Source organism: Pseudomonas sp. PDM15 (genome assembly GCF_014851565.1).
GTDB lineage: Bacteria > Pseudomonadota > Gammaproteobacteria > Pseudomonadales > Pseudomonadaceae > Aquipseudomonas.
Genome location: NZ_JACVAA010000008.1, coordinates 201,533 through 226,770 on the forward strand (window position 1 = coordinate 201,533; position 25,238 = coordinate 226,770).

General features: G+C 64.6%; 24 protein-coding genes and 2 pseudogenes. 8 read left to right on the forward strand and 18 right to left on the reverse strand.

From position 1 onward, the window contains the following. Window positions 1–108 precede the first annotated feature (108 nt). The gene (fabF, locus tag IB232_RS21070; protein WP_192400508.1) at window positions 109–1,377 is read right to left on the reverse strand and encodes a beta-ketoacyl-ACP synthase II; all 1,269 of its coding nucleotides are present in this window, start codon (window positions 1,375–1,377) and stop codon (window positions 109–111) included. A gap of 110 nt (window positions 1,378–1,487) precedes the next feature. Between fabF and IB232_RS21075 the strand changes: the two genes are divergently transcribed. Together IB232_RS21075 and dapA are read left to right on the forward strand one after the other, a co-directional pair. Beyond that, the gene (locus IB232_RS21075; RefSeq protein ID WP_192400509.1) at window positions 1,488–1,979 is read left to right on the forward strand and encodes a winged helix-turn-helix transcriptional regulator; all 492 of its coding nucleotides are present in this window, start codon (window positions 1,488–1,490) and stop codon (window positions 1,977–1,979) included. A gap of 461 nt (window positions 1,980–2,440) precedes the next feature. Next, the gene (gene dapA / locus IB232_RS21080; protein WP_192400510.1) at window positions 2,441–3,307 is read left to right on the forward strand and encodes a 4-hydroxy-tetrahydrodipicolinate synthase; all 867 of its coding nucleotides are present in this window, start codon (window positions 2,441–2,443) and stop codon (window positions 3,305–3,307) included. Between the two features lie 91 nt (window positions 3,308–3,398). Here dapA and IB232_RS21085 read toward each other — a convergent pair whose 3' ends face one another. Together IB232_RS21085 and IB232_RS21090 are read right to left on the reverse strand one after the other, a co-directional pair. Further along, complete coding sequence (locus IB232_RS21085) at window positions 3,399–3,878, reverse strand: VOC family protein (protein WP_192400511.1); 480 nt, start codon at window positions 3,876–3,878, stop codon at window positions 3,399–3,401. Between the two features lie 99 nt (window positions 3,879–3,977). Beyond that, the gene (locus IB232_RS21090) at window positions 3,978–4,355 is read right to left on the reverse strand and encodes a hypothetical protein (protein ID WP_192400512.1); all 378 of its coding nucleotides are present in this window, start codon (window positions 4,353–4,355) and stop codon (window positions 3,978–3,980) included. Between the two features lie 540 nt (window positions 4,356–4,895). Between IB232_RS21090 and IB232_RS21095 the strand changes: the two are divergent. Both IB232_RS21095 and IB232_RS21100 read left to right on the forward strand, forming a co-directional pair. Next, window positions 4,896–5,162: pseudogene (locus IB232_RS21095) on the forward strand (general stress protein); the annotation flags it as partial. Window positions 5,163–5,218: 56 nt separating this feature from the next. Next, window positions 5,219–5,545: a hypothetical protein gene (locus IB232_RS21100; RefSeq protein ID WP_192400514.1), complete on the forward strand. Its 327-nt coding sequence runs from the start codon at window positions 5,219–5,221 to the stop codon at window positions 5,543–5,545. Between the two features lie 125 nt (window positions 5,546–5,670). Here IB232_RS21100 and IB232_RS21105 read toward each other — a convergent pair whose 3' ends face one another. The 10 genes from IB232_RS21105 to IB232_RS21150 form a co-directional block, all read right to left on the reverse strand. Beyond that, window positions 5,671–5,898 carry a hypothetical protein gene (locus IB232_RS21105; RefSeq protein ID WP_192400515.1) on the reverse strand — a complete coding sequence of 76 codons (228 nt, stop codon included), beginning with the start codon at window positions 5,896–5,898 and terminating at the stop codon, window positions 5,671–5,673. A gap of 96 nt (window positions 5,899–5,994) precedes the next feature. Beyond that, complete coding sequence (locus tag IB232_RS21110) at window positions 5,995–6,435, reverse strand: DNA methylase (RefSeq protein WP_318652300.1); 441 nt, start codon at window positions 6,433–6,435, stop codon at window positions 5,995–5,997. A gap of 19 nt (window positions 6,436–6,454) precedes the next feature. Beyond that, window positions 6,455–6,766, reverse strand: a complete 312-nt coding sequence (locus IB232_RS21115) for a DUF2061 domain-containing protein (RefSeq protein ID WP_192400516.1) — start codon at window positions 6,764–6,766, stop codon at window positions 6,455–6,457. Between the two features lie 302 nt (window positions 6,767–7,068). Beyond that, window positions 7,069–8,178, reverse strand: a complete 1,110-nt coding sequence (locus IB232_RS21120) for a response regulator (protein WP_192400517.1) — start codon at window positions 8,176–8,178, stop codon at window positions 7,069–7,071. Further along, window positions 8,168–9,931 (reverse strand): ATP-binding protein, encoded by a 1,764-nt coding sequence (locus tag IB232_RS21125; RefSeq protein ID WP_192400518.1) that lies wholly within the window; start codon window positions 9,929–9,931, stop codon window positions 8,168–8,170. Before IB232_RS21125 ends, IB232_RS21120 begins: the two co-directional genes overlap by 11 nt. Beyond that, window positions 9,924–10,898: an ATP-binding SpoIIE family protein phosphatase gene (locus IB232_RS21130; RefSeq protein WP_192400519.1), complete on the reverse strand. Its 975-nt coding sequence runs from the start codon at window positions 10,896–10,898 to the stop codon at window positions 9,924–9,926. The genes IB232_RS21125 and IB232_RS21130 overlap by 8 nt, the downstream gene beginning before the upstream one ends. Further along, window positions 10,895–11,290: an ATP-binding protein gene (locus IB232_RS21135; protein ID WP_318652301.1), complete on the reverse strand. Its 396-nt coding sequence runs from the start codon at window positions 11,288–11,290 to the stop codon at window positions 10,895–10,897. The genes IB232_RS21130 and IB232_RS21135 overlap by 4 nt, the downstream gene beginning before the upstream one ends. Next, a complete protein-coding gene (locus IB232_RS21140; RefSeq protein WP_192400520.1) occupies window positions 11,253–11,675 on the reverse strand; it encodes an STAS domain-containing protein in 423 nt (140 codons plus the stop codon). Before IB232_RS21140 ends, IB232_RS21135 begins: the two co-directional genes overlap by 38 nt. Before the next feature lie 11 nt (window positions 11,676–11,686). Then, window positions 11,687–12,526 carry an STAS domain-containing protein gene (locus tag IB232_RS21145; protein WP_192400521.1) on the reverse strand — a complete coding sequence of 280 codons (840 nt, stop codon included), beginning with the start codon at window positions 12,524–12,526 and terminating at the stop codon, window positions 11,687–11,689. 227 nt (window positions 12,527–12,753) lie between these two features. Continuing rightward, on the reverse strand, window positions 12,754–14,898 hold the full coding sequence (locus tag IB232_RS21150) for a response regulator (RefSeq protein ID WP_192400522.1): 2,145 nt from the start codon (window positions 14,896–14,898) through the stop codon (window positions 12,754–12,756). A 633-nt stretch (window positions 14,899–15,531) separates the two neighbouring features. On the opposite strand from IB232_RS21150, the gene IB232_RS21155 reads away from it, so the two are divergent. Then, a complete protein-coding gene (locus tag IB232_RS21155) occupies window positions 15,532–16,314 on the forward strand; it encodes an exodeoxyribonuclease III (protein WP_192400523.1) in 783 nt (260 codons plus the stop codon). Window positions 16,315–16,345: 31 nt separating this feature from the next. Here IB232_RS21155 and IB232_RS21160 read toward each other — a convergent pair whose 3' ends face one another. Further along, a complete protein-coding gene (locus tag IB232_RS21160) occupies window positions 16,346–16,660 on the reverse strand; it encodes a hypothetical protein (protein WP_192400524.1) in 315 nt (104 codons plus the stop codon). A gap of 450 nt (window positions 16,661–17,110) precedes the next feature. On the opposite strand from IB232_RS21160, the gene IB232_RS21165 reads away from it, so the two are divergent. After that, window positions 17,111–17,692, forward strand: coding sequence for a sugar O-acetyltransferase (locus tag IB232_RS21165; RefSeq protein ID WP_192400525.1), 582 nt, complete (start codon window positions 17,111–17,113; stop codon window positions 17,690–17,692). Window positions 17,693–17,737: 45 nt separating this feature from the next. Here IB232_RS21165 and IB232_RS21170 read toward each other — a convergent pair whose 3' ends face one another. The 4 genes and pseudogenes from IB232_RS21170 to rlmE all read right to left on the reverse strand — a co-directional run bounded on the left by IB232_RS21170 (window position 17,738) and on the right by rlmE (window position 22,615). Further along, window positions 17,738–19,444 (reverse strand): amidase, encoded by a 1,707-nt coding sequence (locus tag IB232_RS21170; RefSeq protein WP_192400526.1) that lies wholly within the window; start codon window positions 19,442–19,444, stop codon window positions 17,738–17,740. A gap of 251 nt (window positions 19,445–19,695) precedes the next feature. Continuing rightward, window positions 19,696–20,460, reverse strand: coding sequence for a methyl-accepting chemotaxis protein (locus IB232_RS24050; RefSeq protein WP_412547755.1), 765 nt, complete (start codon window positions 20,458–20,460; stop codon window positions 19,696–19,698). A 93-nt stretch (window positions 20,461–20,553) separates the two neighbouring features. After that, window positions 20,554–21,588: pseudogene (locus tag IB232_RS24055) on the reverse strand (cache domain-containing protein); the annotation flags it as partial. A 406-nt stretch (window positions 21,589–21,994) separates the two neighbouring features. Beyond that, window positions 21,995–22,615, reverse strand: a complete 621-nt coding sequence (gene rlmE, locus IB232_RS21180) for a 23S rRNA (uridine(2552)-2'-O)-methyltransferase RlmE (RefSeq protein ID WP_192400528.1) — start codon at window positions 22,613–22,615, stop codon at window positions 21,995–21,997. Between the two features lie 222 nt (window positions 22,616–22,837). Here rlmE and IB232_RS21185 point away from each other — a divergent pair, with 222 nt between their 5' ends. Beyond that, on the forward strand, window positions 22,838–24,457 hold the full coding sequence (locus IB232_RS21185) for an NAD(P)/FAD-dependent oxidoreductase (protein ID WP_192400529.1): 1,620 nt from the start codon (window positions 22,838–22,840) through the stop codon (window positions 24,455–24,457). Window positions 24,458–24,459: 2 nt separating this feature from the next. Beyond that, window positions 24,460–25,182, forward strand: coding sequence for a TrmH family RNA methyltransferase (locus IB232_RS21190; protein WP_192400530.1), 723 nt, complete (start codon window positions 24,460–24,462; stop codon window positions 25,180–25,182). Window positions 25,183–25,238: the final 56 nt, after the last annotated feature.

The following is a 25,238-nucleotide window of genomic DNA, read 5'->3' on the forward strand; positions in this document are numbered from 1 at the left end:
GCCCGTCTGCTGGTAACAGACTGCATGCCAGAGGCACTGCGATAACTGCAATGGCAAAGTCGCGAGACCTCCCTGGGGCGTCTCGCGATTTCCCCCCCATGGATAGCCTCAACTCCATCTCCGGAACAGAACGCTCGCGTTCACCCCGCCGAAGCCAAAGCCGTTGGATAGCGCGTATTCCAGAGGCAGATGCCGGGCGGCGCCGCTGACCAGATTCAAGCCTTCGGCCGCTACATCGGGAATCTCCAGATTCAGCGTGGCGGGAACGATCTGGTCGCGCAGTGCGAGGATCGTGAAGATGGCCTCGATACCGCCGGCGGCGCCCAGGAGGTGTCCCGTGGCCGATTTCGTCGAGCTGATGGCGACGCTGCTGCCGTTGCCAAACACGCTTTTGATCGCTGCCAACTCACCCTTGTCGCCTACTTGAGTCGAGGTGGCGTGGGCATTGAGGTGCTGGACCTGGGAGGCTTCGACGCCTGCTTGGCGCAGCGCTTGCTGCATTGCCCGGCGGGCGCCGTCTCCGTCCTCCGGGCCTGCCGTCATGTGATAGGCGTCGGCACTGGTGCCGTAGCCCACCAGTTCGGCGATCGGCGTGGCACCACGCGACAGAGCATGCTGAAGCTCTTCGATGACCAGGAGACCCGCGCCTTCACCCATGACGAAGCCATCGCGCCCCTCATCGAAGGGGCGGGAGGCGCGCTCCGGGGTGTCGTTGTAGTTGCTCGAAAGCGCTCGCGCCGCGGCGAATCCCGCCAGGCTGACGCGGTGAATGGTTGCCTCGGCGCCACCACACACCGCAACGTCAATCTCTCCTGCGCGAATCATCCGCGCGGCATCGCCAATAGCCTGGACTCCGGCCGCGCATGCCGTAACCGGCGTGCCCAACGGGCCTTTGAAACCATGGGAGATGGAGACATGCCCGGCAGCCATGTTGCTCAGGAAGGACGGAATGGTAAAGGGCGACAAGCGCCGCGGTCCCTTGCTGTCGGTAGTCCGCACGGCCTCGGCGATCGCATGAAATCCGCCGACGCCAGAGGCGATGATGGTTGCCGTGCGCTCCTGCTCTTCAGGCGTGCTCGGATTCCAGCCGGCCTGGGTCAACGCCTCTTGGGCGGCAGCCAGGGCGAAGAGAATGAAGCGGTCCATCTTGCGCTGCTCTTTGGCCGCCAGCAGTTGATCCGGATCGAATCCGGCTTCTGGATCCTGGAGGCGATCCGGTACCTGGCCGCCAATGGTGATGGGCAGGTCACCTACCAGCTCAGGCGGCAGCTGGCGGATCCCCGACTGACCAGCCAGAAGGCGTTTCCAAATCGGTTCGACTCCGCAGCCGAGAGGGCTGACCGCGCCCATTCCGGTAATGACGATACGTTTGCTCATGCTGGCCCAACTCCTTCTGCTTCTTGATGGATAGCGGTGTATGGACGTTACTATCATGATGAAAGTAACATGCCGAGCGAACATTCATTAACCCCCGGAAAGGATCAGCCATGCAGCGCAAGACTCTCGCCAACGCCGAATGCCCCATCGCGCGCAGCCTGGAACGGGTTGGTGAGTGGTGGAGCATCCTGATCATGCGGGATGCTTTGCAGGGCTTGCGCCGCTTCGATGAGTTTGCCCGCAGCCTGGAGATCGCTCCGAACATGCTCACCCGGCGTCTGAATTCACTGGTGGAGGCGGGGCTGCTCGAACGCCAGGCTTACAGCCAGCGCCCTCTGCGCTATCAATATGTGCCGACTGCCAAGGGCGAAGACTTCCGCGTGGTGCTGATGGCTTTTGTGGCCTGGGGGAATCGCCATTACGCCGAGGAAGGGGAAAGTGTGCAGCTTGTCGAGCGAGCAACCGGGCGGCCGGTGCGCCAGCTCATGGCAGACATCTGCGATGGCCATCCCACCCCGCTGGACCAGTGCACCGTGCAAGCAGGGCCCAGTGCCAGTGCAGAGATGCGCCTGCGTCTTGGATCCATGCCGCAGCCGAGCTAGCTTGGGGCAAACTGGAAGGAGCACAACTTGCCCTTGCAGATGGCTCGCATACTGCTGCGCTGATCTGCTGCAGCGCTCGTTCTAGATCCTCGATGCTCTGGATGACGGTTTTGGATATAGAGAGTGGCTTCGTTGCGACCCTGCATTTCGCGCCGTTCAGCAGAGCCTCTGATTGACAGCCACGCCAGCCGCTGCGCACTATCCGGATCAGGATTTGCGTAACGGACCTTCCATGTTCTCCACCCTCGACCACTCGCTGCTATCGCCGGGCTTCTCCGCCCAGGCTTGCGCGTGCGTCGTGGTTGCCAATAAATCCAAGAAACAGTCGCTCATTTGACCGGGGCGCGCTGTCCCGTCAGATGGGCTGACAGGACACAAGGCGCCAGGTCGAACCTCCCGCACGCTTGATTCCCGCTCCCTCCTGACGGCGACTTTTACGGTCAGCCACAAGGAGTTTTCGCATGTCTGATTTTCGTGGGATCTGGGTGGCTCTGGTCACTCCCTTTCGTTCCGGAGAGATCGATTTCGCCGCGCTTCACGGCCTGGTCAGCAAGTTGCTGGAGGATGGCGTCGCGGGCCTGGTGATCTGCGGCTCCACCGGTGAGGCGGCGGCGCTGAGCCAGGAGGAACAACTTGCAGTACTCGATGCGGTATTGCAGTGGGTACCGCCGCAGCAGGTGATCATGGGCCTGGCTGGCAACAACCTGCGCGAGCTGCTGGCCCTGCAGCAGCAGATCCAGCTGCGCGCGCCTGCCGGGTTGCTGGTGCCAGCGCCGTACTACGTGCGCCCGTCGCAGCAAGGGCTGGAGGCCTTCTTCCAGACCGTTGCCGACGCCGCTAGCGTGCCGCTGGTGCTGTATGACATTCCTTACCGCACCGGCGTGCGCATCGAACGCGAGACCTTGCGGCGCATCGTTCGCCACCCGCGCATCGCGGCGATCAAGGATTGTGGCGGCGATCCGGAAACCACCATGGCGCTGATTGCCGATGGCAACGTCCAGGTGCTGGCAGGCGAGGACCTGCAGATCTTCGGCACTCTGTGCCTGGGTGGCGCCGGCGCCATATCCGCGTCCGCGCACATTCGCGCCGATCTTTATGTGCTGATGCAGCGGCAGATGGAGCAGGGCGAGCTGGCGGCGGCGCGACGCACTTTCTATCGCTTGTTGCCATGGATGCAGCAGGCCTTCGCCGAGCCCAATCCGGCCGTGGTCAAGGGTGCCCTGGCTGCGCAAGGCATGATCGCCGATGAACTGCGCGAGCCGATGCTGCCTTGTACGCCGGCTACTCTTGAGCAGGTACGTGAGGTGTTGGCGGCGCTGGCGGATTAGCAGCCGCGACGCGCCGGGGCGTGCGTTTATGTCCGTCGACTGTCGATCACCAGTCGGCGGCCAAGCGCACGGCGCTACGCCCAGGCGCCGGTCAACCCTTCAGCGCCGCTTGGATGGCGGCGATGTCGATCTTCTGCATGTCCATCATCGCGGCGAAGGCGCGGGCAGCCGCTGCCCGGTCCGGGTTGGTGATCGCTTCCGTCAAGGCGCGCGGAGTGATCTGCCACGACAGTCCCCATTTGTCTTTGCACCAGCCGCATGCGCTTTCCTGCCCACCGTTGCCGACGATCGCGTTCCACAGGCGGTCCGTCTCGGCCTGGTCGTCGGTGGCAACCTGAAACGAGAAGGCCTCGGTTTGCGGAAAAGCGGCCCCGCCGTTAAGCCCGAGGCAGGGAATGCCCAGCACCGTGAAGTTGACGGTTAGCACATCGCCCTGCTTGCCCGCCGGGTAGTCGCCAGGTGCGCGGTGGACGGCGTCCACCGAGCTGTTCGGAAAGGTCTCGGCGTAGAAGGTCGCGGCATCCAGCGCGGTGCCGTCGTACCACAGGCAGATGGTGTTCTTGCTGATCATCCCGGTTCTCCACGATGAGGGCTGTAGTAACCGCGTCGCTAGACTGGCAGGGCGGCAGCATGTCGTGTCTGCCCCGGCCGGTCTGCTCGCCGACCACTCTCAGGATAGTGAAGGGCTACGGCCCCTCGCGGTTCTGCCGCCCCGAGAGTCTTCATGGTGTTTGAACAGCACCCCGTCATACAGCGGACCGTTCGGGTCGAGTATGAGAACGCAGCGCCGCAGGATGCTGCGGCGCTCCTGGGGATAGAGGTTGTACGGCCTTGATCGGAAATGGCCCAGGGCGATTCGGCAGGCCTTTTCAGCATCGTCGCATGGCATCTGAATATCGGGGGCCGGGTAGTAAACCGCCTGGGTGGCCTCTCTGAAGACGACATTGACCAGCAGAATCTTGCCGCCGTGGCACATGACGTCCAGAAAAATTGAATCCTGTAGCTGTGCGAGGGGAACCTCGTACCGCTCTCGATACAGCGAGCTCATTGGTCTGCCTGCCAAAGTGAAAGAGCGGCCGTTGGCGTGGAAGCTCTTGTGGGTGACCACGATCCTTAGTCAGGTCTTCAGCAGGACTGCAGGTAGGCCAGGTGGCCGCCAGCTGAGTTATCTAGTGACTGGGCGGGGAGTATGGAGCGTGAAGTGTTTCTTAAGTTGTACGCCACGCTGGTGGCAGCGTCCATGAATATCTCCGGTTATTTTCCATCGCGAATTTCCGCTTTCCGGGCCTTTCTTGGGTAGCCCACGGAAATAGCGGCGCTCAGAGATACTCGTGTGTGGTCAGCGCAGCCGCAAATCAATCCAGGCCATATGTCGCCAGTATCGGGCTATTGCGCTGTTTTGCGTTGCCGGCTCGTGCGGCAATTCTGATCGGAGCGGTAACTGGCATTAGGCCTTCTACCACTCGTCTGCCACCGCCAAGCGAGGCGTGGAAATAGGTGGAACATCCAGCGCTTGGCTCCCCTCCACTGAAGCGCCTGGGCAATCCTTGCCCTGCGATTCGGAGATAGCGACATGAACAACAATCAAGGCAATCAAGGCAATCAAGGCAGCCAAGGTAATCAAAGCAACCAAGGCAGCCAAGGCAACCAGAACCAGGGTAATCAAAGCAATCAAGGCCGCCAGGGCGGTCAGGGAAATCAGGGCAATTTCGCCAATGACCGGGAAAAGGCCTCGGAAGCCGGCAGAAAAGGCGGTCAGAACAGCGGCGGCAGTATGGCCGACGACCGCGAAAAGGCCTCCGAAGCCGGCCGCAAAGGTGGTCAGAGCAACCAAGGTGGTAGTGGTCGCCAATAGGCGCAATTACCGCGAAGGGGGGCCCGTTCAGGGCCTCCTCTGATCGAGGATCATCCATGCTGGTACATGAGCTTTCCGGAAGCATCCCTGGCTATCGAGTGATAGGCGCGGGCGAAGAGGGACAAGGCAGAAGCGTACTTTCCCTGGCGAATGAGGCCACTGGTGAGCGCTTTGCCATCGATGCATTGCGGCTCGACCAGCTCGCGGGCCTGGAGCCGGCCTCCGTCGGCAAACGGATATCGGAGGACCTGGCGTTGCTCGCGGCGGGCATGTCTGTGGAAGGGGTGCGCAAGGTCGAACGGCGACCGGACGAGAGCGCCCTCGACCGCCGCGTGATCGATGCTTCGGGTTTTACCCTGGCCGCGTTGGATTCCTTTTCGTAGCTCTGCACCGCTCCGCCAGCCATTCACCGATCAGCCAGCCTGTCAGGTTCGGCTCACTTGGCACGATTGCCCCATCGAGGGCTCCTCGTGGAAGCCAGGTGTATCCATCACCGCTCCCCGAGGGATCAGACGGCCGTTTGCGATTTCAGCAGGTCGATATCCACGATCTCCAGACCACATCGATCCAGCCAGTCGATCGCCGACAGATTGCCCAGTGGCTGAGGCGGCTCGTCGCCGTAGGCATCCATGACGATCTTCTGTGCCACGGCCTTGTGGTTGGGCAGGGCAACTGCCCGCACCACGACCTTCTTCTGCAGGCCTGTTGCTGTTTGATAGGTGATAAGCCAGTCCATTGCTCTTCCTAGTCGGATATAGGGGGCCGGAGTATCGCCAAACGGATTGTGGCAGGGGGCCATGACCGTGTTCCGGCAGGCCGGGAAGCCGAGCCTTCAGTACAGCCCTTCAGCCGCCTCGCGCATGAATATCTCCACTGTCTTGGGGCCGATGCCCTCGAACTCGATCAGGCGCCGTTCGAAGTCTGCGCGACTGCTGCTCTGCCGGTGCATCACGCTGAGCTTGCCGTCGTACTGCTCCTGAAGCTTACGGCACAACTTGAGCAGGCGTTCCGCAGTGGAGAGGTCGTAGCGCACATAGCGCGCCTCGCCGAGCATGCGCACCAGCTCCGCCTTGCTGGCGCTGCCCAGCTTCTGCGGCGTATCGCGTTGATGCTGGTCGACGATGATGCGGTAGGCCTGTTCGGCAATGGACTGCTGGATCGGCTTGCCGAAAAGAAAGCTCGCCACCAGCCATTTGAACAGCGCGGCGTCGCTGGCCTCGGCCAATCCCTCGGCCAGGCCGAGCTGCTGCGCCGTTATCGGTTTGCCGGCCACGGGTCAAAGAAGGTGGCGGTCATTGGCCTTCCTGCTGGCCGCCTCGACCTTGGGCGTTCAGCGCGCCGATAAGGTTGCCGTGGCCATGGCCTTCTTCACGCTGCACCGGCGAGCCGCGCCTGTTCCACAGACGCTCGTGGAAGTAGAACGCCACGGTGTTGCAGGCCGGCTCGATCAGGGCGATCAGGCCCCCGGTCAGCAGGCTGCCCGTGAGCAGGTAGGCGACGGTGAATGCGATGGAGAAGTGCAGTAGCGCAAAGCTCAGAGTCTTCAGCAGGGGCTGTTGCGCCTGAGCGCTAGCCCCGCAACAACCGCGAAAGACAGCTCTCATCGCGTGTCTCCGAGACCGGGCGTCGTGGAGTGATTTAGGAGTTGGGTCAGTTCCGACGGATGCGCCTTGAAGCACTCGGCCATGGCAAGTCTCTGCGCGCTGAGCTGCTGTTCCGCTGGCTGCGCCTCGGCATGCCCATTACGCAGGCAACCGGTCAGTTTGTCTCGCTTTTCAGCCATCGCATTGTTCCTCCGGGGAGCGGCCATGTATGTCGGAAGCCGGTTTACCCTCGGTGGTTCAAACAAATTGCAAGCGCGAACAAGCTAAACGCCGATGCCAGAGCGGACGTGCTGAGCGTGGCCTCAGCCCGCCAACGCAACCGGCAGCAGCAGCTCCACGCGCGCCAGATCGCCCTGGTTGCTGAACTGCACTTCGCCGCCGAAGCTCTCCGCCAGCGCCTTGACGATCGGCAGGCCGAGGCCCCAGCCCTTGGTGTCGCTGCGGCTGGAGATGAAGTAGGGGGTGGCCAGGTTGTCCAGCACTTCCTCGGGGAAGTTGCCGTGATTGGTCACCACCAGCGTGACGAAGTCGCCTTTCTGGCCCTGCTCGATGCGGATCGGCTTGAGCGCCTGGCCGTGCTTGGCGGCGTTGCCAATCAGGTTGTCGAAAATGCGCAGGAACGCCGAGCGGTCCCAGGCTATCTGCAGCTCGGGGCTCTCCAGTTGCAGCTCCAGCGGGTTTTCCAGCTGCAGGGCGAGGTTGGCCACGGCGTCGCGTAGCAGCATGCCCAGCTCCATGCTCTCGCTCATCAGCTTGATGCCTCCGCCGACGCTGACGTGAGAGATGTCCAGCAGGTTGCCCACCATCTCGTCGATGCGCCGCAGGTTGTCCTGCAACACGGCGAGCAGATCCTCGGTGCGACGCGCCGGGTTGCGCTGCATCAGTCCGGTGGCCATCACCGCTGCCGACAGCGGCGAGCGCAGGTCGTGGCTGAAGGAGCGCATGAAGCGTTCGAGCATGACCTTTTCCTTGCTCAGCTGCTCGTTGCGCGCCTCGGCCCAGTTGCGCTGGCGCTCGATGCGCTCCATCCGGGTACTGCTTTTCATCAGGCTGGTAATGGTCGCCAGCACCTCATCCGGGTTGATCGGATGGGTCAGGTAGGCGCGGGCGCCGGTGTTCAGCCCGGTCGCCTTGTCCTTGCCGCTGACGAAGGTGGCCGAGATATTGATGATCGCCGGCAGTCGCGAAGGCCCCAGGCTCTGCTCGGCCTTCTGGATCAGCTCGAAGCCGGTCATGTCAGGCAGATTGATGTCGAGGATCACCAGGTCGACGCCCTCGATCATCAGAGCCAATCCCTCGGCACCCGTACCGGCTTCCAGGATCTGGAAGTTCGCCTCGCTGGACAGGATCTTGCGCAGCACATAGCGGTTGGCTTCCATGTCGTCGACGATGAGGACTCGTCTAGTGCGCATCGCGTTGCTCCTCCGCCAGGCGTCTAACGTGTTGCAGAACCTGCTCAGCGTAGTCCGGATGCGACTTGTTCAGAATCGCCCGGCTGTGGCGCCGCAGATGTTCCAGTGCCGGCCCCGCGAGCGGCTTGGAAGTGTTGATCAGCACGCGCGCGTGCATGCTCCAGTCCATGCTGTCGAGCAGGTCCTCGCCGGAGATATCCGGCAGGTCCAGGTCAAGGAAGATGATATCGGGGCGTACGGCATGCAATTTGTCGATGCTCGACGTGGCGTTGACCGCCTCGATGATCACCGGATGGTAGGGCTGCAGCAGGCGCGACAACAGGTAACGGTCGGCCTCGCTATCATCGATCAGCAGGATGTTGATGCCGCTCAGGTCGAGCGCCGCCGGCTCGGGCGCCTGCTGGTCGTACACGCGGGCTATTTGCAGCAGGAAACGGCTGCCACACCCCAGCTCGCTGTCCAGGCTGATCTCGCCGCGCAGCAGGTGTGCCAGGCGCTGCGCCACGGGCAGGCCGAGACCGGTTCCCTGGATCTGCGGGGTTGCGGGGGTGCGCACCCGCAGGAATTCCTCGAAGACCCGGCTGTGATTCTCTGCCTCGATGCCTATGCCGGTGTCTTCCACCAGGAACTCGACGCTCTGATCGTCCGGCAGATAGGTGCGTACGCTGACCTTGCCGCTGGGGGTGTACTTGAAGGCATTGCCGATCAGGTTGCGCATGATCTGGAACAGGCGGTGGCGGTCGGTTTCCAGCACCACGTCATGGGGGGCGCCGAGTACTTCCCAGGCCAGCGCCGGGTAGCGCTGGGCCAGGGCACCGGTGAACTGACGCAGCTGTTCGACGAAGTCGGCGAGGGTGAAGCGCACCGGGGTGATCTCGATGCGCCCGGACTCGGCCTCGGACAGGTCGAGCAGCTCGTTGACCAGTTCGGACAGCTCGGAGGCGGCTTCGCTGATGAACTCGACCTGCTTGTATTGCTCGGGATTGAGCGGCCCGTCCACACCCTTGAGCAGCATCTTGCTGATGTTCTCGACGATGTTGATCGGCGTGCGAATCTCGTGGGTCATGTTGGCGAAGAAGCGGCTCTTCGACTGGCTGGCGGCACGCAGCTCGTCGGTAGCCTTCTCCAGCTCGGAATACAGCGCCACCACGCCCTTGTTGGTGTTCTCCAGCTCCACGTTGGTGGCCTCCAGCTCGAACTGCTTGTTCTGCAGCTCGGCGGTGGTCAGCAGCAGTTCCTTGCCGCGCACCTGCAGTTCGACATAAGGGTCGGCGACGCCATCGCTCTGCAGTTGTTCGCGGATCTCCTGGAATTGCGCCACCGAGGGATAGGTGCGCGGAGGGTAGATCGCCTTGACGCCACGGATGCGGGTGCCGCTGTCGGAGGTGTGGATCTCGAAGTCGTCCATCAATCGCTGGGCGCCGCGCAGCCCTACGCCCATGCCTGTTGGCGAGATGTAGCTGCCGTCGAGAATGCTGTTGATGGCGGCTATGCCGGGCCCATGGTCTTCGGCGATAAAGCGCAGGCCGCAGAGCTGGCCGGCCTTGTTCTCCACCAGCTCGAACAGGAACACACCCTGGCCGGCGTACTGGTAGATGTTGCGGGCCAGCTCCGATACCGAGGTGGCGAAGCGGATCTGCTCCAGCTGTGACAGGTCGAGCCAAGCGGCGATGCGCTTGGCGCTCTGGCGACAGGTGACCACGTCGACCTCTTCCCGGATCTCTATGGATACGATGCGCCGCACCTTATGCATACTTCATTACCACCATGGTTGCGTCGTCGTTGTGCCGGCGGAAGTCGCGGTGCAGCACCGCCGCAATCACGGCCGGGTGGCGCCCGACCAGCCCGGGGTAGCTGGTCAGGTCGAAGCGGGTGCTGATGCCGTCCGAGGCCATCAGCAATACGGTGGTGGGCGACCATGGATAGCTGAAGCTCTGGATCCTGCCGATCCGGTAGCCCACCGTGCCGTTGCCGGACACCATGCTGCGGCTGCGCCCGTCGTGCAGCACGCCGGCGATGTTGCCGATGCCGCAGAAGCGTACCTGGGACTGTTGCGGCAGCACCTCCGCCAGGGCCACGGCCCCGCCGCGGGTCGACATCAGTACTCGGTGCATTCGTTCGAGTAGTGTTTCCAGCGCAAGGTTCGGGTCGTGTTCGCGGAACAGATCGCGTGCCTTGCGGCTGGCTTCGTTGGCGGCGTAACCATGGCCCAGCCCGTCGCACACCAGCAGGCGGTTACCGCTGACCGCCCAGGCATCGCCGCATAGCTCCTCGCCCGGGTAGGGCAGAGATACACCCGCCGAAATCAGCGGCCCCATGGAGGGCTGCAGATGAAACTGGGCCAGCACCACGGTGCCGCGCTCGGGCTGGGAATAGATATCGAAGCGGTCGGAGAGACGACTGATGGCGCCCAGGCCGGCGCCCATGGTGCCCTTGCTGGAGTAGCTGTCGGCCAGGCAGCGGGCGACATCGGCCATGCCGGGGCCACGGTCCACCGCGAGCAGTTCCAGGCGGCTGTCGTCCTGGTAATACAGCAGTTCGCCACCGCTGGCATGGATCACCAGGTTGCGCGCCATCTCCTGTACCACCACGCCGATGCGGCCGAGCAGCGACTCATCGGTTGTCAGGCGGCGGGCCAGATGGACGATGGCGCGGCGTGCAGCGTCGGCGTGCGCGGTATGGCTGATGGGGTAGGCGTTCTGCGTGGAGCGTTCGCTCATCTCCACTTCCATAGCTCCACGGTGGTTCCGGCGCCGGGCTGACTGTCGATGGCGAACTCATCCACCAGACGACGCGAACCGCTGAGGCCGAGACCCAGGCCGCTGCCCGAGGTGTAGCCGTCGACCAGGGCGCGCTCGATATCGGCGATGCCCGGCCCCTGGTCGCGGATGATCAGGCGCACGGCCGCACGACCCTCGCGGCTGGCGAGCTCCAGCAGGCATTCTCCACCATTGCCGTAGATCAGCGCGTTACGCGCAATCTCGCTGGCCGCGGTGACTATCTTGGTCTGGGAGACCAGGCCCAGGCGGGCTTGCTCGGCGAGTTTGCGGACCTGCTGGCGGATGATGACGATGTCAGTTTCCTGCTTCAGAGGGAGCGTCTGCGTCTTCACTCTCGGGCTCCCCGGCGATGTCGTCCTCGTTCACGCTGTTCTCCAGCCAGCGCATGCCTTTCTCGATGTTCAGCGCGGTGGCGATGCCCTCCAGGGACAGGCCCAGCTCCACCAGGGTGATGGCCACGGCCGGCTGCATGCCGACCACTATCACCTTGGCATCGAGAATCCGTGAGACGTTGGCTATATGCGACAGCATGCGGCCGATGAAGGAGTCGACTATCTCCAGGGAAGAAATATCGATCAGCACGCCCTTGGCCTTGTGGCGCACGATCTGCTCGGTGAGGTCTTCCTGCAGGTCCAGCGCCAGTTGGTCGTGCATGTCGACCTGGATGCTGAGCAGCAGGTACTTGCCCATCTTGAGAATTGGAATGCGATCTACCATAGCGCTGTCCCTTAGCGTGCCTTGGCATTGACCAGACGGACGTCCAGCTCTTTGAGCGCCAGCTTGAAGGCGTCGGACAGCGAAGCCTTGGTCACCACATCGCCCAGCTCGACGCCCAGGTGCACGATGGTCGCCGCGATCTGCGGGCGGATGCCGCTGATGATGCAGCGGGCGCCCATCAGCTTGGCCGCGGTGATGGTCTTGAGCAGGTGCTGAGCCACCATGGTGTCCACGGTCGGCACGCCGGTGATATCGATGATGGCGATGTCCGACTCGGTCTCGACGATCTTCTGCAGCAGCGACTCCATGACGATCTGCGTGCGGTTGCTGTCCAGCGCGCCGATCAGCGGCACCGCCAGCACGCCATCCCAGAGCTGGACCACGGGGGTGGAGAGTTCCAGCAGGCTTTCCTGCTGTTCGCGGATCACCGACTCGCGCCCGGTCATGTAGTACTCGACGCTGAACAGGCCGAGCTTGTCGATCAGCTTGCTGATCAGCCAGACCAGGTTGATGGCATTGTCGCCCTGGCTCTGCACCAGGTCGAACAGCGGCTCCTTGAGGGAGAATATGAAAGTGGCCGTCTCGGATGGGGTGAAACCCTGGCGCGCCTGGGTCACCGACAGTCGTTCGAGCTGCGCCATCAGCGGCTTCCAGGCTGCCGTTTCGATATCGTCCGAGCCTTGCGCCAGGGCGATGGTCACGGCCTTGAGCAGCTCGCGGGAGCTCTCCTGGATGGCGCGCTCGTCGATCAGGTCGATGCGGATACCGGCGGCGCGCTGGGCGGCCATCCACTTGTCCAGCAGTTGTTCTTCGTTCTGTTTGAGAAGCTCGGCAAGCTGAGAAACGGACATCGCGGATTTCCTTTCGCGGGGGATTAACAATGCCGCTGACACTAGCACTCGTGAACGACAAGCCGAGTGACAGGAAGCGCAGCGGCGGAATGGATGTAAAACGGACCGACAGGAAAAAAGGGAGTTCAACATTTCTCCAGCAGAGTTCCTGATCGCTGTAGTGCGGCTTGCTTCACTGATAGGGCGCGTGTGGCTGGGCAGCGACCCGTATCAGTTGGCCGCACATATCACGCTGCGCTGAGCAGCTGGACCAGGCGTGCGGCGAGTTCACTGCGACGGAAGGGTTTCGCCAGTATCTCGAAGCCGTGCATCTGCGCCGGGGTGAGGTTGGCGTAACCGGTGATGATCAGCACTGGCAGGCTGGGCAAGCGCTGGTGCAGCTCACGAGCCAGCTGGGCGCCGGTCTTGTCCGGCATGATGTGGTCGGTGACCAGCACGTCCGGTGCCAGACCCTCGTCGATCAGGCGCAGCGCGGCGGCCGCCGAGTTGGCCCCAGTCACCTGGTAGCCCAGGTCCTCCAGTTGCATGGTGACGGTCTGCCGGACCATATCCTCATCGTCGACCAGCAGCACCCGTGTCGGCCGCGGTGCCCGCGGCGCATCGGCGGTTTCGTCACCTTCGCTCGCCGCCTGAGTTGCGGTGATCGGCAGCCACATGCTGACCCGCGTGCCCAACCCCACTTCCGATTCGATGCCGAGGCCGCCGCCGGATTGCGCCGCCAGCCCCTGGACCATGGACAGGCCGAGACCGGTGCCCTTGCCGATACCCTTGGTGGAGAAGAACGGGTCCACACAGCGCTTGAGCGTTTCGGCACTCATGCCGCTGCCGTTGTCGCTGATCGTCAGGCACGCGTAGCGCCCGGCGCTCAGACCTCTCACCGCGGCGCTGGGCACGTCGTCCAGCGTCGCACTGATTTCCAGGCGGCCGCCATCGCCCATGGCATCGCGGGCGTTGACCGCCAGGTTGAGAATGGCCAGTTCGAGCTGGTGCGGGTCGACTATCACCGCCGGCAGATGACTGGGAATGTCGATTGCCACTTCGATCATCGGGCCCAGCGAGCGGACGATCAGGTCGCGCATGTCGTTGACCAGCGTCTCCAGCGCCACGGCCCGCGGCTTCAGGGTCTGTCGGCGGGCGAAGGTCAGCAGGCGGCCGACCAGGGTGCGCGCGCGGTCCGCGGCCTGCAGCGCGCAGTCGACCAGCTCCCGCGAGCGTTCGTCGTCCATGCGCCGGCGCACCAGGTCCAGGGTGCCCATGATCGGCGTCAGCAGGTTGTTGAAGTCATGCGCGATACCGCCGGTGAGCTGGCCGATGGTCTCCATCTTGCGCGTCTCGTGATGCTCCGCCACGGTGGCCTCGCGCTCGGCAACCATCAGGGCCACACGTTCTTCCAGGCTCTCGTTGAGCTCGCGCAGCTGCACTTCGGCACGGGCCCGCTCGATGTGCGCCCAGCAGCGCTGCGTCACTTCGCTGACCAGGGTGCGCTCGTAGACGGACCAGGTGCGTGGCGCCTTGTCGTAAACCGCCATCAGGGCGGTCAGGCGGCCGTCCTTGATCAGCGGCATGCAGATGGCGGCACAGATGTGCGAGGCGCGGAATACGGCGGCCTCGCTCGGCTGCAACTGCTTCAGATCGTTGATCATCAGCGGCTGGCCGGCGCGCAGGCTGCGCACGGCGAACTCGCCGTAATTGGCCAGGCTGTAACGTCCCAGCAGACGTGTTGATCCCGGTTGCACCCAATCGCCACGCACGGTCAGGCCGTTCTCGTCCGCATCCATCTCGGCATAGGCGCAGCCGGATAGACGCAGGTGTTCGCCCAGCATGCGCGTGGTGGCGGCCATGATCATGCCGGGGCTGGTGGCGTCTGCCACCTCGGCCGCCAACGCAGCGAGGAAACCGAGCCGCTGGTTGGCTACCACCGTGGCGGTGGTTTCCGTGACCGTATCAAGGATGGCGACGACCCGGCCGGCATGATCGCGTATCGGGCTGTAGCAGAAGGTGAAGTAGGCCTGCTCCGGCTCACCACTGCGCTCGAGGACCAGCGGGTAATCCTCGACGTAGGTGGCCTGGCCTGCCCAGGCGCGTTCGGCGATCGGGCCGACGTCGCCCCAGACCTCTTTCCATACCTCGCTGAACCGCTGCCCGAGGGCGGCGGGCTTGTTGCCGAGAATCGGGCTGAAGGCATCATTGTGCAGCGTGACCAGGTCGCTGCCCCACATGATGGCCTGGGGGAAGCGCGAGTCCAGGCACAGGGCGAGGGTGGTCTTGAGAACGTCGGGCCATTCGCCGATAGGACCTAATGCGGTGGCGGACCAGTCATAGCTGCGGATGCGCTCCGCCATCTCGCCGTCAGCCTTGAGCCAGTCCGTCATATCGCTGTTTTCCTATCGGACTCAGTAGAAGGTCGGGCCCATGGGCCAACCGAAGTGCGGTATGCAGAAGCGGATAGGCGCGACGCTATACAGGATTGAGTCCCTATCCGTGAGCGGTAGAGCAGGGGGCTGGCGGAAAAGTTCGGCCTTTAACTGGCGGCCTTGACGGGCTGTCGACGAGTCGACGTTTACCGCGCAGCGGATTGCCTGAACTGGGCAGGTCGGGCCACCTCGAACGCAATGAGGCCCATCCGGGGCCTCTCGCGAGGTGAAACATGCACACGATCAACCCAGGTAACCAGCCCGAGACAGAGGCGCCGGTCGAGCCCGGCACAGTCCCTGGCGACAGCAACACGCCGGCGCCGGATGAGGAGCGCCCGGAGGACTGGCGAGACCCCAACGAGCCTGACCCGCCCAACACGGAGCCGCCAGACCAGCGCACGGACCAGCCAGTGAAAGTCTGAGCGACCCCAGCTAGCAGACCCGGCGTGCAGCCGGGTTTCTGATGCTGAGCCAGCGCGCCGCTCTGAACTCATTCGGCCACGCCGCAATCCCAGGCAATGAGGTGCATTCCCGGCTCTGGCGAGCGTTGGGGACGTCGACCACATTCATCCGCTATAGCCCGAGACAATCTTGGCCAAACTGCGCATCGCTACCTTCAACGTCAACGGCATCCAGTCGCGTCTGGCGGCGCTGCTTGCCTGGCTCGATCGTGAAGAGCCGGACATCGTGTGCCTGCAGGAGCTCAAGGCGGCCGATCACAAGTTCCCTGGGGACGCCCTGCGTGACGCCGGTTATGGGGTGATCTGGCACGGCCAGCCGGCCTGGAACGGCGTGGCGATTCTGGCCAAGGGCATGCAGCCCCTGGAGATTCGCCGCGAGCTGCCCGGCGACACGGCCGACAAGCAGAGCCGCTACCTGGAGGCGGCGGCCCATGGGATGATCGTCGGCTGCCTGTACCTGCCCAACGGCAACCCGCAACCGGGGCCGAAGTTCGACTACAAGCTTGCCTGGTTCGAGCGCCTGATCGCGCATGCCGAATCCCTCGCCAGCAGTGGTCATCCGGCGGTCCTGGCCGGTGACTACAACGTGGTGCCGACCGATCTGGATATCTACAACCCGCGCTCCTGGCAGAAGGACGCGCTGCTGCAACCAGAAAGCCGTGAGTGTTATCGGCGCCTGCTGCAACAGGGCTGGACCGATGCGCTGCGTGCGCGCTTTCCCGAGGAGCGCCTGTACACCTTCTGGGATTACTTCCGCCAGCACTGGCAACGCAATTCCGGGCTGCGCATCGACCACCTGCTGCTCAGCGAGACGCTGGCCAAGGGCTTGCTGGACGCCGGCGTGGACCGCTGGGTGCGCGGTGAGCCACATGCCAGCGACCACGCTCCCGCCTGGGTGACGGTGGAGGTCTAGCCGGCGAGACGCTGCGCTGGGTCAGCGCAGTTCAGAAGCTGCGCAGCAGCACGCTCTCGTAGGGCTGGGCGTTGGGGTCGAGCAGCAGCACCGGGCGGCGGCCCGAGGTCCGCGGCCTGTAGAAGTGCGCGCCGAGCTGGCCGAGCGCCAACCGGCAAGCGTGTTCGGCATCGCTGCAGTCCAGCAGCTCGAGGTCAGGCGGCGTATAGAACACCGCTTGCTTGATGTCGCCGAAGAGGATGTTGATCAGCACCAGCTTCTGGCTATGGCTGAACACTTCCAGATGAAGTGACTCCTTCAGCAGCGACAGTGGTGCCTCGAAGTAGGCGCAACGAAGTAATCCCATGGGCATATCTACCGGGGACGAGCGGCCCGCAGGCGGGCGGCTCTGGGATGTACATCCACGGTCCGATACAGGTCTATTCAGCTGGCGCTGAGCAGTTGCTCTACTGCGCGATGGGCAACCTGAGATGCAGGGAGAGTGGGGCTCTCTATTCGCGCGGCGGTGTTGCCGTGAAAACGGGTGTAGTTCCGTTCTACGCCCTATGCGCGGGTGCGTCCAACAATCATTTGCCCGATCGCGCCTGCCGATGCGCTTGCCGGCTGGCGCTCCGAGTGAAGGCAAAGTAGTGGCGTGAGCCGCGCAATCGGTCGGTCCTGAGCCGTCGGCGGTTCTGTTCGACGGTCGCTCGGCTCATCGAGCAATGCACATGCCGGATGGCCAATTTCTTCAGGAGCCATTTGCTCGCGCGGCGATCCATATCGTCACCTACCGTGGAAAGCCGAGAGATCAGCCATGACGCAGCGCTCGCAGAAGGAACTCATGTTGGCCGGGGAGTTGTACGTGGCTTGCGGCCCCGAACTGGCCGCCGATGCGCAGCGCGCGGCGGACTGGATGGCGCGTTACAACGCTGCGGGCGCGGCTTCGCAAGAAGAGCGTCGAGCGCTGCTGGCCGAGCTGTTGGGGGCGGTGGGCGAGGGCGTGAACATACGGCCGCCGTTCTACTGCGACTATGGCTACAACATCCACCTGGCGCCCGGCGTGTTCATGAACTTCGGCTGCGTCATCCTCGACGTCTGCCGGGTCAGCATCGGCGCCGGCACGCAGATCGGCCCGGGCGTGCAGCTATTGACCGCAGACCACCCGCGCGAGCCGGAGCTGCGTGCCCAGCTGCTGGAGTTCGGCAGGCCCGTGAGCATCGGGGCGAATGTGTGGATCGGCGCGGGGGCGCTGATCCTGCCGGGGGTGACCGTGGGAGATAACGCCCTGATCGGTGCCGGCAGCGTGGTGACCCGGGATGTGCCTGCCGGGGCTACCGTGGTGGGCAATCCCGCCCGCGTCATCCGGGCCTGCGGCTCGTCTGCTGCGGGCGGCTGAGCCGAGCGGGATCGGTGCCATTGCGGCACCGCTCCCGTCGTGCCATCAGTTGCCCAGCGGCGGGGTGCGCGGCGGTACCTGGCGCTTCGAGCCGGTCGATTCGAAGGCCGCGGCGAAGCGCAGCAGCGCCGAGTCGTCGTATGCACGACCGGCGAATGTCAGGCCCACCGGCATGCCGATATCGGCCATCACGCCCATCGGCACGGTGACCGTGGGTACGCCGAGGTGGCGGATGGCAAGGTTGCCGTTGGCAACCCAGATGCCATTGCTCCAGGCGATGTCCGCCGAGGCCGGGTTCACGTCGGCATCCGCCGGGCCCACGTCGGCCACGGTGGGGAACAGCACGGCGTCTAGCTTGAGCTCGTCCATCCAGTCTTCGAGGTCGATCTTGCGCGTCCGCTCCAGGCCGCGCAGGCCGTCGGGCAGCGTCTCGATCTGGTCCCAGGTCTTCAGGCCGCGCTTGGCCATGTTGACGTATTCGTCCATGCCGGCGGCCAGGTCGTCTTCGCGATTGGGCAGAGTGCCCGGGTCGTGCGGGAAGATCTGCGGGCCGTCGACATCCGCCAGCTGGTTCAGCTTGGGATCGCCGTTGGCGCGCAGGAAGTCGTCGAAAGCCCAGCCCGACAGCTCCCACAGCTCGTCATGCAGGAACTCCGGGCTGACGATGCCGCGATTGAACACGGTGGGCGCGCCGGGGCGGTCGCCCTCGCAGTTGGACACCAGCGGGAAGTCCACTTCGATGACTTCCGCGCCGGCGGCTTCCAGGGCCTGGCGCGCCGCTTCCCACAGTGCGATGACCGAGGCACGGGTATGGATGCGCTGACCGGTCGGGCCACCGATGCCGGGTTTCTCGCTGGTGCCGGCCAGCTCGTCCCTGTTGATGAACATGCGCGGTACGCCCAGGCGCTTGCCCTTGAGCGCGGCGGCGCCGGCGGCCAGTTCCAGATAGGATGCCGGACGCACCTTGGAGGCCTTGGGAATCGGCACCCAGGGCTGCAGGCGCCACAGGTCGCCACGGGTCTCGGTGTCATCGGCCACCACCACGTCGAGCACTTCGAGCAGGTCGGCCATGGTCCGCGCGTACGGCACCACCACATCCATGGTCGGCGTCAGCGGCCAGTTGCCACGTACCGAGATCACCCCGCGCGATGGCGTATAGGCGCACAGGCCGTTGTTGGAGGCCGGGCCACGGCCGCTCGACCAGGTTTCCTCGGCCAGACCGAAGGCGCAATAGCTGGCGGCGGTAGCGGTGCCAGCACCGTTGGATGAGCCGGAGGCGAAGGGGGCCGTGAGGTAGGCGGCGTTGTACGGGCTTTCCGCGCGACCATATACACCGCGCTGCATGCCGCCGTTGGCCATGGGTGGCATGTTGGTCTTGCCCAGGCAGATGGCGCCACCGGCGCGCAGGCGCTCGATGGTGAAGGCGTCGCGCTGGGCGACCAGGTCCTTGAACGCCGGGCTGCCGGAGGCGGCGGTGAGGCCCTTGACCAGGTAGCTGTCCTTGGCCGTGTAGGGAATGCCATCCAGCGGGCCGAGGGTTTCGCCACGGGCGCGGCGCGCGTCGGAAGCTTCGGCTTCCTGCAGCGCATCTGGGTTGCGCACGACCACGGCATTGAGCCTGGTTTCGGTATCGGGGCCGTCGTAGGCGTCGATACGGGCCAGATAGGCCTGGACCAGCTCGACCGCCGTGGTGCGACCGGATTCGAGCGCGGCACGCAGCTCGGCAATGGAAACCTCAGTTACCTCAATCATCTTGTTATTCACCGCTGGCTACTGATGGGTGGCGCAGGGAACCTGCTGCACGCTGAACTCTGGATTCAGAGTGTCAATTATGTCAAACAGTTGGTCTGATATGTCAAACGCTTGCTCATGGCGGAACACATTTCGCTACGAGGAAGCATAGGAAGGTAGCGGCGGCAGCGGAAATACCGAGGGCGATCCGTGCTCGTTTCGCGCGGGACGGGAGAGTGGCCTGGTGGGCGGGAGGCCCACCAGGCCAGTACTCAGATGCGGAAGCTGCCCACCAGTTGCTGCAGACGGGCGGCCTGGCGCTCCAGATCGCCGCAGGCGCGCAGGGTGGCCTGCAGGTTCTCCACGCCCTCCTGGTTAAGCGTGTTGATCTCGTTGATGTCCATGTTCAGCGCCTCGACCACTGCGGTCTGTTCCTCGGTGGCGGTGGCCACCGACTGGTTCATGCCGTCGATCTCGCCGATGCGCTGGGTCACACTGCCCAGGCGCTCGCCGGCCTGGTTGGCGATCTCCACACTCTGCGCGCTGTAGTGCTGGCTCTCGGTCATGGTGGTGACCGAATCACGGGCGCCGACCTGCAGCTCCTCGATCATCTTGTGGATTTCCTGCGCCGACTCCTGGGTACGGTGGGCCAGGCTGCGCACCTCGTCCGCCACCACGGCGAAGCCACGCCCCGCCTCGCCAGCGCGGGCTGCTTCGATGGCCGCGTTGAGGGCGAGGAGGTTGGTCTGCGCGGAGATGCTCTTGATCACTTCGAGGATCTGGCCGATGTCCACGGTCTTGCTGTTCAGTACCTCGATATTGGCGCTGGAGGCGCTGATCTTCTCCGACAGCTCGTTCATCGCCACGATGGTCTTCTGCAGCACTTGGCTGCCTTCCTCGGCCAGATGACGGGCATCCGAGGCCTGGTTGGAGGCGTCGGCGGCGTTGCGCGCGATCTCCTGGGCGGCGGCGCCCAGTTCGTTGATCGCCGCGGCCACACTGTTGGTGCGGCTGGCCTGCTCGTCGGAGTTGGCCATGGATGAGTTGGAGGCATTGACCACCAGCTTGGCCACTTCGTTGAGCTGGCCGGTGGCTGAGGACACCTCGCGGATCGAGCCATGAATGCGCTCGACGAACTGGTTGAAGGAGGTGGCCAGCTCACCAAATTCATCGCGGCTCTGCACGCTCAGGCGCTTGGTCAGGTCGCCGTCGCCCTGGGCGATGTCGCGCATGGCCGTGCCCATCAGCAGCAGCGGCTGCATCAGCACGCGGATCAGCATGCCGAGCAGGAATACGGTGGCGATCACCGCGACGATGGTGGCGACCACGGCCGAGGCGCGGAACTCGCCGAGGGCGGCGAAGGCGGCATCCTGGTCCAGCACCAGGGCCACGTACCAGTTGGCCGAGGGCAGGCCTTCCAGCGGGGTGAAGGCGATGAACTGGGTCTTGCCATCCAGCTCGACTTCGCTGACGCCGGCCTGCACGCGCGGGGTGTCCTGCGGGTACAGCTCCTTGATGTCCTTGAGGGTGTAATTGCTGTCCGGGTGCAGCAGCACCTTGCCCTGGGCGCTGACCAGGAAGGCATGGCCGTGGCCCTGGAACTTCAGCGACTCCAGCAGCTGGGCGATACTCGCCAGGTCCATGTCGGCACCGGCCACGCCGACCATCTGGCCGTCACGGCGCACCGGGGTGGCGATGGTGATCACCAGCTTCTGCGAGGAAGCGGCGATATAGGGCTCGGTCAGCGCGCTGCCCTGGGCGGCGCTGGCGGCCTTGTACCAGCCGCGGGCGCGCGGGTCGTAGTCGGCCGGACGGTTGCCCACGGGCACCGAGGTCATGGCGCCATCGGCGCCGCCGAAGTAGGTGAGCTGGAAGCGCTGGCCGTAGACCGGCAGGTTCAGCGCGGCCTCCAGCGGCAGGCCCTGCTCGCCGTTGGCGGAGAGCTGCTGGGCCAGGGACTCGACCAGCTGGATACGGCCGTCCAGCCAGGTCTTGATATTGCGCGTGGCCAGGCTGCCGACTTCCTGCAGCGAGGCATGCACGTCGGCGTTCAGGGTCTGGCGCTGGCGGTAGTCGTTGAACAGCACGAACAGGGTGAACGCAACAATCGTCACCAGAGAGGCGGCCAGCAGGATCTTCTGGCTGAACTTCAGGTTGGAGGGCATCGCAAGGTATCCATGCAAGGTTTCTGGCCGATAGCCGGGTACCGCCACGGGTTGTGCCCGATGGCGGGTGTCGTTCCATGGCTCCTGCCGCCGCTGCCGGCGCTGGGGCAGACAGACGGGGCCGAGCCAGGACTGTGGCCACCGGGAGTAACGGTGTGCCACTGCCCCTTACCGGCTCTCGTAGTAGTTATGGTCCGGATGGGGCGATTTCGCACTCCGGGAGGACCCCGGAGCCAGGTGAACATACTGGCATTCTGCTGGCTAACCGCGGGCAGTGGTTAGCCTGATTTGCGGCAAAGACATGTAGCTTTGGGCCGGCGTCGCTCGCGAAAGGCCACTGACATCGGGTGCAGTGGCCTGTCGCTGGGTATGGTCGATTTCACCGGGTGGAGCCGCTGTTGGCGCCTCAGCCCTTGAAGCCTTTGCCAACCAGATAGACCTCCCGCGAGCGCGGGCGCGAGGCCTCCGGCTTGCGGATCGCCACCTTCTCGAACGAGCTGCGCACGTCCTTCAGGAAGGCCTCGGAGCCTTCGCCCTGGAACACCTTGACCGCGTAGTTGCCACCGGGCTTGAGCACCTGGCGCACCATGTCCAGGGTCAGCTCGACCAGGTACATCGACGAGGCCTGGTCGGCCACCGCGACGCCGCTGATGTTGGGTGCGATGTCGGAGATGATCAGGTCCGGCTGGCGGCCGTCGAGCTTGGCGAGGATCTGCTGGAACACGGCGTCCTCGGTGAAGTCGCCCTGGATGAAGTCGACGTTGTCCAGCGGGTCCATCGGCAGGATGTCGCTGGCGATCACGCGGCCGTTCTCGCCGACGATCTTGCCGGCCACCTGCGACCAGCCGCCGGGCGCCGAGCCCAGGTCCATCACCAGCATGCCGGGACGGATCAGCTTGTCCTTCTCGTTCAGTTCGAGCAGCTTGTAGCTGGCCCGCGAGCGGTAGCCGTCCTTCTGCGCGCGTTTGACGTAGGGATCGTTGACGTGTTCGTTCAGCCAGCGGCTGCTGCTTTTGGAGCGTTTCATGAGGGGGCCAAGGATGGAAAATCAGGTGGGGTGCGGGCCGGCGCGGGGGCAGCGGGCCGCAAAGTGGCGGCAATTATAAGCCGATAGTGCGCCGCAGGTTAAATCCACGGGGGCCGCGGCCCGGCACGCGGCCTGACAGGGCAGGGTAGCCGCGGCTACAATTGGCGCCTTACCCCTCCTTCTTCGCTTCCTTTGCCGGGTCGACCGGCCAGGATTACCGCCATGATTCGCATCAACGAACTGTCCCTGCACCTCGATCATTCCGCCGATGAACTGCGCCAGGCCATCATCAAGCGCCTGGGCATCCAGGATGCCGACCTGCTGAACTTCACCGTTTTCAAGCGCAGCTACGATGCGCGCAAGAAGAACAGCGTCATCCTGTTCATCTACATCATCGACCTCGAGGTGCGCGACGAGGCGGCGGTTCTGGCGCGCTTCGCCGATGACCAGCACATCCGTGTGGCTCCGGACACCCACTACTATCCGGTTGGCCAGGCACCGGCCGGCCTGGCCGAGCGCCCGCTGGTGGTGGGCTTCGGTCCCTGCGGCCTGTTCGCCGCGCTGCTGCTGGCGCAGATGGGCTTCAAGCCCATCGTGCTGGAGCGCGGCAAGGATGTGCGCCGCCGCACCAAGGACACCTGGGCCCTGTGGCGCAAGAAGGTGCTGACCCCGGAATCCAACGTGCAGTTCGGCGAGGGCGGCGCCGGTCTGTTCTCCGACGGCAAGCTGTACAGCCAGATCAAGGACCCCAATTTCTACGGCCGCAAGGTTATGCACGAGTTCGTCCGTGCCGGCGCGCCGGAAGAGATCATGTACGTCAGCAAGCCGCATATCGGCACCTTCCGCCTCACCGGCGTGGTGGCGGCCATGCGCGAGGAGATCATCGCCCTGGGCGGCGAGGTGCGCTTCGAGAGCAGGGTCACTGATCTGTTGATCGACGACGATCAGCTTGAGGGCGTGGTACTGGCCGATGGCGAGACCATTCGCAGCCGCCACGTGGTGCTGGCGCTGGGCCACAGCTCGCGCGATACCTTCCGCATGCTGCATCGCCAGCAAGTGTTCATGGAGGCCAAGCCCTTCGCCATCGGCTTCCGCGTCGAGCACCCGCAATCGCTGATCGACCAGGCCCGCCTGGGCAAGTACGCCGGTCACCCGGAGCTGGGCGCCGCCGACTACAAGCTGGTGCACCACGCCAAGAACGGCCGCGCCGTGTACAGCTTCTGCATGTGCCCGGGTGGCACCGTAGTCGCCGCCACCTCCGAGCCGGAGCGCGTGGTCACCAACGGCATGAGCCAGTACTCGCGCAACGAGCGCAACGCCAACTCCGGCATCGTCGTCGGCATCAACCCGGAGCAGGACTTCCCCGGTGGCCCGCTGGCCGGCGTGGAGTTCCAGGAACGTCTGGAATCGCGGGCCTACGAACTGGGCGGGCGCGACTACTGCGCACCCGCCCAATTGGTGGGCGACTTTATCCGCGGCACGCCGTCGAGCGAGTTCGGCGAGGTCGAGCCGTCCTACAAACCCGGCGTGCGCCTGGGCGACCTGGCGCCGTCGCTGCCGGAGTACGCCATCGAGGCCATCCGCGAAGCGCTGCCGGCCTTCGGCAAGCAGATTCGTGGCTTCGACCGCGACGACGCGATCCTCACCGGTATCGAGACCCGTACCTCGTCGCCGGTGCGCATCACCCGCGACAACGAGAGCCTGCAGAGCCTCAATCTCAAGGGGCTGTACCCGGCCGGCGAGGGCGCAGGCTATGCCGGCGGCATCCTCTCTGCCGGCGTGGACGGCATCAAGGTCGCCGAGGCGGTGGCCAAGTCGATGCTGTCTGGGCAGAGCCTCTGAGCATGAAACTCGACGACATCAAGAAGCTGCAGCAGAAGAAATACCGCGCCGAGTTCGGCCACTTCCTGGTGGAGGGCGAGCACCTTGTGCTGGAGCTGCAGAAGGCGGCCGTGCACAACCCGCTACTGCAGCGCAGCCAGTTGTATGTGACCGCTGCCCACGAGCAGTGGCAAAGCCCGTTCAAGGCCCACGTGATCGGTGAGCGGCAGATGGCGCAGATCTCCGACACCAAGACGCCGCAGGGCATGGTCGCGGTGGTGCCGATGCCGCAGGGCGCCGCGCCGGTGGCCGCCGGCGAGCGCGCCATCTACCTGCACGAGATCCAGGACCCGGGCAACCTTGGCACCATCCTGCGCACCCTGGCCTGGTTCGGCGGCTTCCGCTGCCTGCTCAGCCCCGGCAGCGTCGACCCGTACAACCCCAAGGTGGTGCGTTCGAGCATGGGGGCGATCTTCCATGCGCCGCTGGAACTGGATGTCGAGCTGGACTCCCTGGCCGAGCGCTTCCCGCGCATCGCCTGCCTGGACATGCAGGGCGACAACCTGCAGTCCGCCGGCTTCAAGGGCTTCGACTGCTACCTGTTCGGCAACGAGGCCCGTGGCGTGCCGCGCGAGCAGCTCAGCGCGCTCGGCGCCCAGCCGTTCACCATCGCTGGTTGCGGCGCCATCGAGTCACTGAACCTGGCTTCCACCGTCAACATGTGCGCCTACGAGCTGAGCCGCTAGCGGCTCAGGTCGGTAAGAGCTGTTTAGGGCTCTTGAGCTAGAGCCAGGCAAGGCGA

Excerpts from the sequence above, each read along its gene's own strand:
- IB232_RS21190 (WP_192400530.1), top strand. The coding sequence starts at position 24,460 with ATGAAACTCGACGACATCAAGAAGCTGCAGCAGAAGAAATACCGCGCC.
- rlmE (WP_192400528.1), bottom strand. The coding sequence starts at position 22,615 with ATGAAACGCTCCAAAAGCAGCAGCCGCTGGCTGAACGAACACGTCAAC.
- IB232_RS21115 (WP_192400516.1), bottom strand. The coding sequence starts at position 6,766 with ATGAGAGCTGTCTTTCGCGGTTGTTGCGGGGCTAGCGCTCAGGCGCAA.
- IB232_RS21165 (WP_192400525.1), top strand. The coding sequence starts at position 17,111 with ATGACGCAGCGCTCGCAGAAGGAACTCATGTTGGCCGGGGAGTTGTAC.
- IB232_RS21100 (WP_192400514.1), top strand. The coding sequence starts at position 5,219 with ATGCTGGTACATGAGCTTTCCGGAAGCATCCCTGGCTATCGAGTGATA.
- IB232_RS21105 (WP_192400515.1), bottom strand. The coding sequence starts at position 5,898 with ATGGACTGGCTTATCACCTATCAAACAGCAACAGGCCTGCAGAAGAAG.
- IB232_RS21145 (WP_192400521.1), bottom strand. The coding sequence starts at position 12,526 with ATGTCCGTTTCTCAGCTTGCCGAGCTTCTCAAACAGAACGAAGAACAA.
- dapA (WP_192400510.1), top strand. The coding sequence starts at position 2,441 with ATGTCTGATTTTCGTGGGATCTGGGTGGCTCTGGTCACTCCCTTTCGT.
- IB232_RS21125 (WP_192400518.1), bottom strand. The coding sequence starts at position 9,931 with ATGCATAAGGTGCGGCGCATCGTATCCATAGAGATCCGGGAAGAGGTC.
- IB232_RS21140 (WP_192400520.1), bottom strand. The coding sequence starts at position 11,675 with ATGGTAGATCGCATTCCAATTCTCAAGATGGGCAAGTACCTGCTGCTC.
- IB232_RS21090 (WP_192400512.1), bottom strand. The coding sequence starts at position 4,355 with ATGAGCTCGCTGTATCGAGAGCGGTACGAGGTTCCCCTCGCACAGCTA.
- IB232_RS24050 (WP_412547755.1), bottom strand. The coding sequence starts at position 20,460 with ATGGCCAACTCCGACGAGCAGGCCAGCCGCACCAACAGTGTGGCCGCG.
- IB232_RS21075 (WP_192400509.1), top strand. The coding sequence starts at position 1,488 with ATGCAGCGCAAGACTCTCGCCAACGCCGAATGCCCCATCGCGCGCAGC.
- IB232_RS21120 (WP_192400517.1), bottom strand. The coding sequence starts at position 8,178 with ATGCGCACTAGACGAGTCCTCATCGTCGACGACATGGAAGCCAACCGC.
- IB232_RS21150 (WP_192400522.1), bottom strand. The coding sequence starts at position 14,898 with ATGACGGACTGGCTCAAGGCTGACGGCGAGATGGCGGAGCGCATCCGC.
- IB232_RS21170 (WP_192400526.1), bottom strand. The coding sequence starts at position 19,444 with ATGATTGAGGTAACTGAGGTTTCCATTGCCGAGCTGCGTGCCGCGCTC.
- IB232_RS21160 (WP_192400524.1), bottom strand. The coding sequence starts at position 16,660 with ATGGGATTACTTCGTTGCGCCTACTTCGAGGCACCACTGTCGCTGCTG.
- IB232_RS21130 (WP_192400519.1), bottom strand. The coding sequence starts at position 10,898 with ATGAGCGAACGCTCCACGCAGAACGCCTACCCCATCAGCCATACCGCG.
- fabF (WP_192400508.1), bottom strand. The coding sequence starts at position 1,377 with ATGAGCAAACGTATCGTCATTACCGGAATGGGCGCGGTCAGCCCTCTC.
- IB232_RS21085 (WP_192400511.1), bottom strand. The coding sequence starts at position 3,878 with ATGATCAGCAAGAACACCATCTGCCTGTGGTACGACGGCACCGCGCTG.
- IB232_RS21185 (WP_192400529.1), top strand. The coding sequence starts at position 22,838 with ATGATTCGCATCAACGAACTGTCCCTGCACCTCGATCATTCCGCCGAT.